At 57.8% G+C, this 11,853-nt stretch carries 14 protein-coding genes and 1 tRNA gene; 7 read left to right on the plus strand and 8 right to left on the minus strand.

From position 1 onward, the window contains the following. Window position 1 precedes the first annotated feature (1 nt). Both FCS96_RS14925 and FCS96_RS14930 read left to right on the plus strand, forming a co-directional pair. Window positions 2-916, plus strand: a complete 915-nt coding sequence (locus tag FCS96_RS14925; protein ID WP_138441178.1) for a LysR substrate-binding domain-containing protein — start codon at window positions 2-4, stop codon at window positions 914-916. Between the two features lie 129 nt (window positions 917-1,045). After that, window positions 1,046-1,402 carry a DUF7352 domain-containing protein gene (locus FCS96_RS14930; RefSeq protein ID WP_138441179.1) on the plus strand — a complete coding sequence of 119 codons (357 nt, stop codon included), beginning with the start codon at window positions 1,046-1,048 and terminating at the stop codon, window positions 1,400-1,402. A 46-nt stretch (window positions 1,403-1,448) separates the two neighbouring features. Here the strand turns inward: FCS96_RS14930 and FCS96_RS14935 are convergent, their stop codons facing one another. Both FCS96_RS14935 and FCS96_RS14940 read right to left on the minus strand, forming a co-directional pair. Beyond that, window positions 1,449-2,105 (minus strand): cupin domain-containing protein, encoded by a 657-nt coding sequence (locus FCS96_RS14935; RefSeq protein ID WP_138441180.1) that lies wholly within the window; start codon window positions 2,103-2,105, stop codon window positions 1,449-1,451. A gap of 21 nt (window positions 2,106-2,126) precedes the next feature. After that, the gene (locus FCS96_RS14940; RefSeq protein ID WP_138441181.1) at window positions 2,127-2,657 is read right to left on the minus strand and encodes an isochorismatase family protein; all 531 of its coding nucleotides are present in this window, start codon (window positions 2,655-2,657) and stop codon (window positions 2,127-2,129) included. Between the two features lie 210 nt (window positions 2,658-2,867). Here FCS96_RS14940 and FCS96_RS14945 point away from each other — a divergent pair. Beyond that, window positions 2,868-2,958: transfer RNA gene (locus FCS96_RS14945), tRNA-Ser, on the plus strand. A 218-nt stretch (window positions 2,959-3,176) separates the two neighbouring features. On the opposite strand, the gene FCS96_RS14950 is transcribed toward FCS96_RS14945, so the two are convergent. From FCS96_RS14950 to yccX, 3 genes are read right to left on the minus strand one after another with little or no spacing between them, the layout of a single operon-like run. After that, entirely contained in the window at window positions 3,177-5,237 is a 2,061-nt protein-coding gene (locus FCS96_RS14950) for a TonB-dependent receptor family protein (RefSeq protein ID WP_138441182.1), read from the minus strand. Beyond that, complete coding sequence (locus tag FCS96_RS14955) at window positions 5,234-5,872, minus strand: DUF938 domain-containing protein (RefSeq protein ID WP_228264122.1); 639 nt, start codon at window positions 5,870-5,872, stop codon at window positions 5,234-5,236. The genes FCS96_RS14950 and FCS96_RS14955 overlap by 4 nt, the downstream gene beginning before the upstream one ends. Then, window positions 5,850-6,128: an acylphosphatase gene (gene yccX / locus FCS96_RS14960; RefSeq protein ID WP_138441183.1), complete on the minus strand. Its 279-nt coding sequence runs from the start codon at window positions 6,126-6,128 to the stop codon at window positions 5,850-5,852. Before yccX ends, FCS96_RS14955 begins: the two co-directional genes overlap by 23 nt. 83 nt (window positions 6,129-6,211) lie before the next feature. Between yccX and FCS96_RS14965 the strand changes: the two genes are divergently transcribed. Then, window positions 6,212-6,985, plus strand: a complete 774-nt coding sequence (locus FCS96_RS14965) for a fructosamine kinase family protein (RefSeq protein ID WP_138441184.1) — start codon at window positions 6,212-6,214, stop codon at window positions 6,983-6,985. Here the strand turns inward: FCS96_RS14965 and FCS96_RS14970 are convergent. Further along, window positions 6,982-7,929 carry an AEC family transporter gene (locus tag FCS96_RS14970; RefSeq protein ID WP_138441185.1) on the minus strand — a complete coding sequence of 316 codons (948 nt, stop codon included), beginning with the start codon at window positions 7,927-7,929 and terminating at the stop codon, window positions 6,982-6,984. The two genes, FCS96_RS14965 and FCS96_RS14970, sit on opposite strands and share 4 nt — an antisense overlap. A gap of 305 nt (window positions 7,930-8,234) precedes the next feature. On the opposite strand from FCS96_RS14970, the gene FCS96_RS14975 reads away from it, so the two are divergent. Then, window positions 8,235-8,639, plus strand: a complete 405-nt coding sequence (locus FCS96_RS14975) for a DUF1330 domain-containing protein (RefSeq protein WP_138441186.1) — start codon at window positions 8,235-8,237, stop codon at window positions 8,637-8,639. 2 nt (window positions 8,640-8,641) lie between these two features. On the opposite strand, the gene FCS96_RS14980 is transcribed toward FCS96_RS14975, so the two are convergent. Beyond that, on the minus strand, window positions 8,642-8,974 hold the full coding sequence (locus tag FCS96_RS14980; protein ID WP_138441187.1) for a branched-chain amino acid transporter permease: 333 nt from the start codon (window positions 8,972-8,974) through the stop codon (window positions 8,642-8,644). Continuing rightward, window positions 8,967-9,674, minus strand: coding sequence for an AzlC family ABC transporter permease (locus FCS96_RS14985; protein ID WP_138441188.1), 708 nt, complete (start codon window positions 9,672-9,674; stop codon window positions 8,967-8,969). The genes FCS96_RS14980 and FCS96_RS14985 overlap by 8 nt, the downstream gene beginning before the upstream one ends. A gap of 167 nt (window positions 9,675-9,841) precedes the next feature. Between FCS96_RS14985 and FCS96_RS14990 the strand changes: the two genes are divergently transcribed. Both FCS96_RS14990 and FCS96_RS14995 read left to right on the plus strand, forming a co-directional pair. Beyond that, entirely contained in the window at window positions 9,842-11,461 is a 1,620-nt protein-coding gene (locus tag FCS96_RS14990; protein ID WP_138441189.1) for a methyl-accepting chemotaxis protein, read from the plus strand. An 81-nt stretch (window positions 11,462-11,542) separates the two neighbouring features. Continuing rightward, a complete protein-coding gene (locus tag FCS96_RS14995) occupies window positions 11,543-11,809 on the plus strand; it encodes a YheU family protein (protein WP_138441190.1) in 267 nt (88 codons plus the stop codon). Window positions 11,810-11,853: the final 44 nt, after the last annotated feature.

The raw sequence follows: 11,853 nt of genomic DNA on the forward strand, positions 1-11,853 counted from the left end.
AGTGGATCAGCTCAACCTCAGACACCTCTATTACTTCTGGATGATCAGCCGGGAAGGCTCTATTGCCCGCGCAAGCGAGGTGCTGGAGCTTGCCCCGCAAACCTTGAGCGGGCAGCTCGCGACCTTCGAATCGTCCCTGGATGGCCTGCTGTTCCGCCGCGAACAGCGCCAGCTTATCCTGACGGATCTGGGCAAGACCGTCCTGGTCTATGCAGACGAAATCTTTGCGCTCACGGGCGAACTCACTGAAACTCTGAAGCTGGCGCCGGCCGATCGTCCGTTAATGCTGTCGGCAGGGATTTCGGCCTCCATCCACAAGCTGATCGCCTACTCACTTCTGCAGCCCGCCATGGCGCTGCAACGTACTATTCAGCTCAACTGCCAGACCGGTGGCACCGATGACCTGATGCTTCGCCTCAAGCGCAAGGATCTCGATGTGGTGCTGACCGATCGGATGCCCGGGCTGGCTGAACACGGCGGCTTTACCGCGCATCCGCTCTCAGGTTCCACCATCAGTCTGTTCGCCCGATCCGATATGGCCGAGCGACTAAAGAAGGGTTTTCCGGGCTCACTCAACGGCGAGCCCCTGCTGGCGAATGCCACCAATGCCCCTTATTTCGAAAAGCTGATGAACTGGTTTTCACTGCAGGGGGTGCGTATGAGCGTGGTGGCTCGAATTGATGACAGTGCCCTGATCAAAGTGTTCGGCCGGCAGGGCCTCGGCGTGTTTGCGGCACCGACGGCGATCCGGGCCGAAGTTTGCAGGCAGTACGAGGTCGAAGAGATTGCCTCAATTAATGACGTAAAGGATGAGCTGTTTGCGATTACCCGTAGCAAGAATCCCGCACACGAAGGGGTTCGTGCCATCTGCGAGCGCAGTGCGAGTATTCAATCCGCTCGGAATATCTCTCAATAACTCTCTCAATAGCCTTCATAAAAAGCTCGGAAAAATCGATCTAAAAGGCTTATAAAATCTTATTTTATCGAGCCGTGTTTCGGAACATGATAGGGGTGTGTTGACCACATTTTCAGAGGAGTCACCGCCATGAAGACTATCCACAAATTTCGACTGGATGCCGGTAAGGAGCCTACCAGCCTTTCGCTCCATGAAGGCTATCGAGTAGTTCGGTGTGAGTACATCGTGCCGGATAAATCCGTTTACCTCTGGGTTGAGCAACCGCTAAAGGTAGGTGCTCAGACCCGCGAGCATCATTTCCGCGTGGCCTTTTCGGGCGAGCCGGTTCCGGATTCCTATCAGTATCGGGGCACAGCTCTGGATCCTTTCGGCCCGGAAGCGTACCACGTGTTTGAGGTGCCAGAGGGCGAGCGGTCGATTGCGGCTAGCAGTGCCAGTAATCACGATTTCTCTGGCGGGCATTGGCAGGACTCAGAAGCGTCTTAAGGGCCTAAGGGAGACTGGAATGGGCTCTCCGGGGAGCGCTAGCGGATCAGACCTGGAGTGGTAGGTGGCCGGTTTTCACCCAGATAACGGTTTCCTCATCCACAAACGGATGGTGTTGACTGAGGTGAGGGCTGCGGATCCAGGTACCTACCGGGTAGCGGCCGTTTTCATCACAAAACTCGCCCGAGAGCACAAAGATTTCCTCCCCGCCAAAGTGCCGGTGCGGCTGAAACCGCTCGCCGGCCGGCCATTTCACCAGTGCGACATGCTCGTGCTCAAAATTGTGCAGAGGCATTACCTCAAGCCCGCCAATACCCGGAAGCCAGGGCTGGGAATGGGTGTCTATTTGCACCGGCGTCAGGTCGCGCTCATCAAACTGATGCAATTTGACCAGCAAGGTGCAGCCATCGCGGCTAAAAGGCGCGTGTCCCGTTCCGGGCGGGTTCCGGAAATAGGTTCCGGCGGGATAGTCGCCGGTTTCGTCGGAAAATACGCCGTCAAGAACCAGGATCTCCTCGCCCAACGGATGTTCGTGCCGTTTGAATGAGGCGCCCGCCTCATAGCGGACCACGCTGGTGGCGTGACCGCGTTCGGCGTCCTCGCGGGCCAGCGGTTTTCTCAGCACGCCGCCCGCCGGGCTGGATACCCACTCCTGTTCTTCGGTGCGGATCACCACACGCTTGGAGAAATCCATGTTCAGCATCGCTGGCCTCGTAATTAATAGCTACTTGATCAGTTTCTGTATGTCCCGGAAGTGCGGGTGCCTGCAGTGACGCATCCATTCGAACGCAACCATTTCGAGGGTCACAATCCGTGCGCCACTCTGTGCTAGCCGATCCAGGGCAACGTCCCGGTCAAATTCGTTACGTGACCCGGTGGCGTCTGCGACTACCCATACGGTAAAGCCGGCATCGAGCAGGCTGAGTGCGGTCTGCAGCATGCATACGTGGGTTTCGCAGCCGGAGATCACGATCTCCTTGCGCCCTTGCGGAAGCTTATCGATGAGACCGTCGGGGCAGGCGTCGAAGTGATCCTTGGTAATGACCTGATCGCACAGCTCCCGGATGTCTTCCACGTTGTGGCCGAGCTTTTCCGGCAACTGCTCTGTGGCCAGAATCGGCACACCCAGTAGCCCGGCGATGGTGGCGAGCGTGAGGCACTGGTCGACCACTTCCTGGCCATGGGCGATGGCAGGCATCAGTCGTTCCTGAACATCGATCAACAGCAGGGTTGATTGCTCGGCTTTCATCATCATTGGTTGGCTCCTTAGGCGAGATTGGTCAGATTCGAGTGTAGCGTGGTCTGTCACCTTATAGTGTCCAATCCTAACAACGGGTAAACGAAAACCCACCCAAAAAGAAAAAAATTCCCGAAGTGCAGAAAGGGAGTTGCCAAACGCCATAAAAACCATTAGAGTTTGCGCCCTCAAATGAGCGACGAGATCGCTGATTTGAAACAGTTTATTGGAGAGGTGGCCGAGTGGCTGAAGGCGCACGCCTGGAAAGTGTGTAAACGTTAATAGCGTTTCGAGGGTTCGAATCCCTCCCTCTCCGCCAATACAAAACCCCAGCGCATGCTGGGGTTTTTTATTGGCCGATTGGGTGGGTAGAAGATCCCTCGCGGGTTCGACCGAAGCCTGTCCAGCAGGCTGAGGAACGTCGGAGCGTTGCGACGACGGCCCCGAAGGGGTGAGGGCCGGAGGCCCGAGTAATCTCTCCCTCTCCGCCAACAGAAAGCCCTGACCTTGCAGAAGGTCAGGGTTTTTTTTATGGGTTCAGAATGTGAGTTCCAGCCCCGCGTAATAGGTGCGCTTTGCCGCCGGTTCGAAATAACGGCCATTGCTGGCGTTAATGCGCACATTGGCGAAATACTCCTCGTCCAGCAGGTTGCGGACGCCCACGAAGGCCTTCAGCAGGCTGTTCCGGCTGACGTGCCAGGTATCACCCCCTCGCAGATTTACCAGCCAGTAATCATCCACACGAACATCGTTGGCATCATCCGCGACCAGATCCCCGACATAGCGGGTTTCGAGTTTGCCGAATAGGCCGCCGAGACCATTCCACTGAAGCTGGTTACTCCAGACCTGTTCCGGCAAGCCGGGCAGCCGATTACCGGCAAAGTTATTGCCGCCTACCTGATAGTCATCAAAGCTGTAGCGGGCCAGCGTCAGAGCCGTCTCAACCCGCCAGGCTGGCGAAATACTCCAGCCTGCAGCTGCCTCAACACCCTTGCGAGTGGTGTCGCCGGTGTTTCGATAGAAGGTCCGGTCGTTATCACCGGGCAAGGTATAGGGGGTTAACTCGTCCCGTACATCGATCCAGAACAGGGTCAGGTCATAGTCGACGCCGCCGTCGAACTCGCCCCGTAAACCCAATTCATGGTTCACCGCTTTTTGTGGCTCAACGTCCGGATTGAATCCGCCCTGGCCTGAAGGGTTGGCGAACTCGGAGAAGGTGGGCGTCTCGAACGCGGTGCTGACGTTGGCGTAGGCCTGGTGATTGGGGCGATATCGATAGCTCAGGCCGGCTGAGCCACTCCATTCACCAAAGGAGCGGTCACCGGACTGATCGCCATCCTCCGTAAACTGATCGTCCACTTCCATATGGATGTGGTCAAAGCGTGCGCCCGCGGAAAGGGTCAACTGCGGGGTTAGGTCCAGATCGCCTTGGCTGAAAACGCTGAGAGCCGTGGCGGTTTGCACCTCGTCCGCGGTTTTTCCCTGCAATGTGCCGTCGAAGCTTACTTCGCGTCGGCTGCGATCATCCCGCTGTCGACGCGCCTCAATGCCTGTGACTGTCCGGACAGGGAAATCGGCCAATGCCAACGGCTGGCGATAGTCAGAGTTGAAACCGAAGTAATCGCGGTTGTAGTCGATTCGGCTGGGGCCGGGGAAGGGCAGTTGCTGCTCGAAGTTCCGGCGCAGGTAGAAGGTTTTTGCCCGCCATTCGCCGGAGCCGGCTGACAAGTCCTGGTATTGCAGACCGAGCACCTGCTGGTCGACGGTCTGGCCGGTGTCATACTCCTCGGTGAAGCGCCCGGCCTGGGTGCGGTCGTCTTCAACCTGTTCAGCGGTGAGAGCGCCGGGGTCTTCCGAGCGGGGGTTATCGAGAAGGTTCAGGATAACCGTCAGGGACTGATCGTCACCCAGGTCCCGGCTCAGCTTCGAATTGAACAGGTATTTTTCGACTTCGCTCTGGTCCCGGTACCCGTCCACATTTAACGCAGTGAAACTGATGTTATGGGCCCAGGTTCCGTCAGTACCGCTGTTGCGGGCAGTAAGTTTTCCAAAGCCATGACTGCCCCCGGTGAGGCGAATGCTGGAGCCTTCGGGGGCCCGGCGGCCATCGGCGGTAGTCACGCTGATAACACCGCCGGCGGCGTTGCCATAGAGTACCGATGCCGGGCCTCGGATCACTTCGATCTGCTCGGCGTTGTCCAAATCAATGGCGTCCAGCTGGGCCTGTCCGTCGGGCAGGGTGTAGGGAATGCCATCGACGATCACGGTGATTCCCCGAACCCCAAAGGGGGCCCGGGCACCGAATCCCCGAATGGCAATGCGCTCCCCTTGGGCGTAGTTCTCCTGGTTCTGCAGGTACACGCCAGGGACCAGTACCAGGGACTCATCCAGCTTGTTTCGCAGCTGGCCCTGTTGAATGGTGGGGCGATGGACAACCGACAGCGCGGCGGGGGTCTCGTAGAGTGTGCGCTCCAATAACGGTGCAGTGACCACGATGTTGGCAACGGGTGCCCCGTGAGCGGCTGAGAAAGCTGCGGTCAGGACGAGCCCCGTGCCAATGGCGTGGAAGGAGCCATGGCGAGACCTGGCTGACCTCATGACTGACGCCGCCAGACGGTCATTCGATTGTTGGCCGGCATCTCGATATCCTCGTCCAGCGACAGCTGGCAACGGTCAGCAAGGGCTATCAAATCAATCATATCCCGGATGCCCATGCTTGGATTTTGGGACCGAAGATGCTGGTCGAAATTCAGGTTGCTGGCGCTGGTGTGTTGGCCATCGTACCGGAACGGACCGTACAGGCAGAATGCTGATCCCGGCGAAACGATGCCAGCGACGCCTTCAAACATCCGTTCCACTTCCGGCCATGACATGATGTGGGCGGTGTTGGCTGAATACACGCCATCCACGGTGTCGGGTAAGTCCCAGTCTGATTGGCGAACGTCCAGTTGTCTCGGCTGATATAGGTTTGCCAGGCCCGCCTGCCTGATTCTGGGCAGGCAGAGTTGGTAATTCTGAGGATGATCGCTGGGCTGCCAGGTAAGGTGGGGCAGGTGCCCGGCAAAATGCACGGCGTGCTGGCCAGTGCCGGTGCCAATTTCCAGAACCAGCCCGGGCGCGCTGAAGATGTTTGCCAGCTTGTCGAGAATGGGGCCCTTGTTATTCTCGCAGGCTTGGGAAAACGGTAGGTTGTGGGTCACATTGGCACCGTTAATGCCGAATGCCAAAGTCATTGAATTCCCCGGTGGCCTCTTGTTCCGAAACCTCCACAGAGTCTACCCTTGCGGCCGTCGGGCCGATTTCGCACCAGCTTTTTAGCTGCTGCAATTGATCTTCGGTACCTTCCGCGACAACTTCCACTCTGCCGTCGGCGAGATTGCGGGCAAAGCCGGTAAGCCCGAGTTTGGTAGCTTGAGTTTCTGTGGAAGCTCTGTAGTAGACCCCTTGAACGAGTCCGGAAATGAGCAGGGACCAACGCTTGGCGTGCATGTAATGTCCTTGTCAGGCGGGAATGTCAGCTATGTTTTAATCTACCGGCTGTTGGTGGACATGTTCAAGGAGGCTGGATTGGAATGTCTGGTATTTTTCGTAAACGAAACACTACGGCATACGCTGACGCTCTGTTCTGCGAGGCAGAGGGATTGAGCCGACTTTCTGATGGTTTGAAAGCGGCAGGGGTTGAGTCTGTTCGGGTTCCCGAGGTTGTCAGGGTAGACGAGTCGACGCTTGAGATTACTGCCATAGAGCCTGCCCGGGCTGGCGATGAAGCGCTTGAAGCGCTGGGTGAAGGGTTGGCGGCGCTGCACAGGCTGCCGCAGTCGATGTATGGCTGGCGCAGGGACAACTACATCGGGCTGTCGCCGCAGCCGAACCGCTGGGCCGAATACTGGGGCGAGTTCTTTGTTCAGGAGCGTCTGCGCTGTCAGGTATCCCGAGTCCGGGCTAGCAGCGTTCGCAATCGGTTCGAAGACATTCTGGATCAGTGTGATGACACCCTGATTAGTTGGCTGAACGAGCATTGCGACCAACCAAGCCTGCTGCACGGCGACCTTTGGAGTGGCAACGTGCTGTTTGATTCGGAAGGCCCTTGGCTGATCGACCCGGCCATCTACTGCGGGGATCGCGAGGCGGATCTGGCGATGACAGAAATGTTCGGAGGCTTTGGGTCTGCGTTTTATCGGGCCTATGACCGCGCCTTCTCGCGAACTTCGGTGTACGAGCAGAAGCGCGATATCTACAACCTCTACCACTACCTGAATCACTACAACCTGTTTGGCAGCAGCTACCAGTGTGGCTGCGAGCGCGGGTTTTTAGCGATGCAGGAGCTGTGTGCGCGCGCCGCCTAGATCAATCCGGCGCTGCGCAGGGCAAACACGCCAAGGGTTACGGTAACACTGGCCATCAGTGTCGTCAGCGCAATGATGTTGGCGGCCAGGCGATCGTTGCCGCCCAGTGCCTTCACCATGACAAAACTCGCTGCAGCCGTGGGGCTCGCAAAATACAGGAACATCAGCCCCAGTTCCGCGCCCCGGAAGCCTACTAGCCAGGCCGCGGCCGTGCAGAGGGCCGGCAACACAACCATCTTCAGCGAACTGGAGCCCAAGGCCGTGGCGCTATCGCTGCGGATGGCGCTAAGCGACACGGTGGCGCCAATACATAACAGAGCCAGGGGCAGGGTCAGGGATGCGAAATAATCGCCGGAGGTCATAACCCACTCCGGGAACCGGATATCCAGCCAGGCCACGGGAATGGCAATGATGACCGCTATGATCAACGGATTCCGGATAATGTCGTGGCCGATCCGGCGCCAGCTGGCGGTTTGTCCCGGCTGATAGGCAATAAGCACGACGACCGACAGCGCGTTGTAGGAAATGATTACCAGCCCGAGCAGGATGCCGCCCGCGGACAAACCGAAGTCGCCGTACAGGTTAGCTGCCAGAGCCAGGCCAACAATGCCACAGTTGCCCCGAAACGCGCCCTGAACATAAACGCCCCGGTCAGCATGGGGAACCCGCCAGTAAGCCCACAGCCAGGCCAGTGCAAAGCTTGCCAGGGTTGCCGCCAGATAAAAGCCCAGCAGGCTGAAGTTCAGTGCCGTGTCCAGATCCGCCCGGATGATGCTCAGAAATACCAGTGTTGGCAGCGTGGCCTTGAACACCAGGGCCGAGGCTGTGTTGACGAACGCACTGTCGATCCAGCCGATCCTGCGCAGGCCCAAGCCAATAAAGACCATGGCAAATACAGGCAGGGTTGTTTCCAGGGTTTGCAGGAAAATGTCCGTCAGGTTCATGCCGGTTGTGAGTTCCGTTGGTCGGCGAATGGGCTGCGTGAACTAGGGTTTCGTAAACGGGTTCCGCGGGAGGGTTAATTGTATGTGCTCGCTAAATAGTAAGCTATCTTTGTACCCCTAATGTCCAATACCCGTCCCTTGGCCTGATCTTGCTCAGCCTGTTCGAAGCCCATTTACTTCCGTCATGTGCCGGGCCTCGCGACGGATAACCGGCGTTATGAGCAAAAGCGGTCGAAAAGCCTTGCCTTGGAGGCAGCGGGCTGGGCTATAGTGGGCGCCAATCGCCGCAGAAGAAGAGGATCAGGATGGAAGCCGTCAATCCGACCCCAGAGCAATTACAGAAAGTCCTGGCGGATACGCCAAAGGATCAGCCGGTGGTCATGCTGAACCTACTGAGATTCCGTGACCGGGCCAGCTACCCCGATGAAGCCATGGAGCGGTCAGGCCGCGAAGCCTACAAGCTCTACATGGAAGAGGCGGGGGCCTGCGTCAGTGCCGTGGGTGCCGAGGTAATCTGGTCTGGCAACAGTGTTGGCTCCCTCATAGCACCACCGGAAGAATCCTGGGACCAGGTCCTGCTAGTCCGATACCCGTCTATTGATGCCTTCATGGCAATGATTGAAAGCCCGGAATACAAGGGTGTGGTTAAACACCGGACTGCCGCCGTTCAGGATTCCCGACTGGTTGCCAACCTGGAAAACCCTGGCTGACGTCAAAATACGCCGGTTTGTTGAATAACCATGTAGCTGGCGGTGCCCGCGGCAATGGACAGCAGGGCATTGCGCCGCCAGAGGTGTACGGCGACCACCAGCAAGCCAGGGATGAGGGCGTCGAAACCCGGCAGGTCAGCGCTCCAGGTGCCAGAACGCTGAAGAAACACGGTTGCCAGCAGGGCCATCACCGCAGCGGGCAGGTAACGCCCCAGGTGTTGAATCAGTGGGTGCTCAGTGTGCCGCTCGAAAAACAGAAACGGGATGACGCGTGTTGCGAAGGTCGCGATCGCAGCAACGGCAATGAAGGCGGCTAGATAAGTCGTTTCAGCCACGATTCACTTCTCCTTCCGATGATTGCTTTCCCCGAATTCGCCGATAGTGCAGCAGCAGAATTGCGGTAACGATGGCTATGGCCCCGATAAGTTGATGAGCCGGGGGCAGGGCAATCATGGCTGCGCCTGCGGCAGCCGCTCCCAGCCAAACCGGAAAACTGTCTCCGAGCGCCTTGAGCTGCTCAATGGTCAGGACGATAAACAGTGCCACCAGGGCAAACTCGATGCCGGTGCTATTGAACGCCACGTTATCTGCTAGCAAGGCACCCAGCGCGCATCCGATGACCCAGTAGCCCTGATTAAACGCAGTAATCCGAAAATCAACAGTTTGCTCGTAGGCCCGGTCTGGCCCTCGTGGTCGGCTGGTCAGCAGCGAGTAGGTTTCGTCAGTGAGGCCAAAGATCAGGTACACCTTACGCCAGCCGGCGCCTCGAAACTGGCCAAGCAGCGACAGGCCATAAAACAGATGGCGGGCGTTCAGCACAAACATCGCGACAAACACCTCAACCATTCCGGCGTTGGCTGCCAGAAGGCTTACCGCGAGGATCTGTCCCGCGCCGGCGAAAATTACCACGCCCATCAACGGCGCAACCCACCAGGCGTAGTCCAGCTGCGTCGCAAACAGCACGCCGAACGCCATGCCCAGAGGCAGGTAGCCGAAGAGGATGGGTAAAGTCAGTCGGAAAACGGAGTGATTCATTAGCATCCAGTCTGTCTGAAAGCCGCGATAATAGGCAATTAGCCCCTGTTTTTGAAGCGATTCCGGGCTTGATTGCCGTGCCAGAACAACCGTCAAACGTCTGTTTGACATAAAAGCGTCACAGTGTCGTCTTATTCTGCAGGTATTAGTCTGTAGATGGAGTCGTCATGTTAGGCACTGTTCGCGCCCGTATATTCTGTTTTGCCTTTCTTTGTGTCTTTGCTCTGGCCGGGTTGGCCGCTCTGTCCTGGACCATCATTCTAAAGGCCGAAGAGGCCTCGGATGCACTGATTCGGACCAACCTTGAAGAAACCTGGCTGCTTGCAGACCTGGAGCAGTCTCACCGTAAGCTCCAGGATCTGGCCTATAAAGTGAAAGCCCAGCTCCTGTTGTGGGATGAGATCCAGCCGGCTTTTGCGAACCTGGAACTGGCGCTACCGGAACACTGGGAGGCGGTACAGGCCAACACCGGTTTGCAAAACTGGGCTGAGAGCCATGCCGCGGATTTCGAGCGGGTTCAGGCGCTGATGGCCGCCATGAGCGCGGGTATAGAGCAGAAAAGCTATTACCGGGTCGGTCAGGTGGTGGACTTCGATCTGTTCCCCGCGCTTGAGCCTATGCTGGCGGCCATCAACGAACGCCAGGTGACCAGTCGCGAATCGGTTAAAAACGGCGCCGACGAATTGCTGGCGTTTCTGTCCGATCAGCAAACCTTCCTGGTGGCCGGCTCGGTCGGCTTCTTAGCATTGGTGATTCTGATGACCCTATGGCTGCGAGTGTCTGTAATCCAGAGGCTGCGGCGGATTGCCCGGGAACTGGAGGCCATGGAAGAGCACAGCGACCTGACTCGAGTCCCGGTGCTGAACGGCAAGGATGAGGTGGCTGGCGTCAGCCGTGCATTGGGCGCCCTGGTGAGTCGTTTTGAGCAATTCATTGGCGACGTTCGCGGCGCGGCCGGTGGGTTGAATGAGCGCTCCAGTACCCTGGATCATGGGGCAGAATCGTTACAGCAGGCCTCAGAGAAAACCAGGCAGCAGATCCAGGATGTCAGCCAGTCCATGGCGGCCATTGCCGATCAGGCCTCAGCGATCGATCACGCCACGAACGCCTCCGCAGAAACTGTTAGAGAGGCCGTTGCTGCCAACGCAGGGGTGCAGGAGCGTCTGGTAACCAGCGAAAAAGCCGCAGAGAACACCGTAGAAGTGATATCCCGTGTGTCGGCCTCCATTCATGCGCTGAATGAATCAACCGGAAAAATTGAGCAGGTGATCGGTGTGATTGCCGAGATTGCGGAGCAAACCAATCTGCTGGCGCTTAATGCGGCGATCGAAGCAGCACGAGCGGGTGAGCATGGTCGCGGATTCGCGGTGGTGGCGGATGAAGTGCGCACGCTCTCTTTGCGCACCTCTGAATCGACCCAGAATATCTCGCAGTGGGTTCAGGATCTGGTGTCAGGTGTGAGCGGCGTAGACGGCTTACTCGGTGAGATGGGCGAGGCTGGCAGCCAGAACCGCGAGCATCTGGTTGCCCTGCGGGGACACCTCGAAGGCCTGGGTGATCGGTTTGTCCGGCTTGAGGAGCATAGTGCAGAGATCACCGCTGCCATCACCACCCAGCACGACGAAATTGGCCGGGTGGGGCGTCGATCCGCTGTCTTGGACGAAAGCGCCGATTTTCTTATCGAAAGTGTTGAAAATACCCGCTCCATCAGTGAGGCACTGCGTCAGGAATCCCTCTCCATGCGCCAATTGATCGCGCATTTCCGGACTGCGTCCGACGCTGCCTGATCCGTTGGCGCCCTCAATTTCTGATTAGGACTTCTCGCGCACCGCCATAATCCTTACCATGTCGGTCATAAGGGAGGATCTATGACCGAAGATGCAGCGACCGACGATGCCGCTAACCAGGCCCAGCCCGACCCCCGGGAAGAAAAGTTTGTAGTTGAAACCGAGTTGCTGACTCAAGACCAGTTGAATGGGTTAGTGGAGGAGTATTGCACCCGCTACCATGGGCTGAACGAGACCGAGAGCCCATTGGCTGAGCGTGATAAGGTTGCGGCTGCGGTCAAGCGCGGCGATCTTGTGGTTTGGTTTGATCCGGTCGAAAACACAGCGGGCTTAGGTGCTCCGGCTTGATAATTTGCGGCAATTCAGGATTTTGGCCCTATTACGGTGGTAAG

This window comes from Marinobacter alexandrii, assembly GCF_005871205.1.
GTDB lineage: Bacteria > Pseudomonadota > Gammaproteobacteria > Pseudomonadales > Oleiphilaceae > Marinobacter > Marinobacter alexandrii.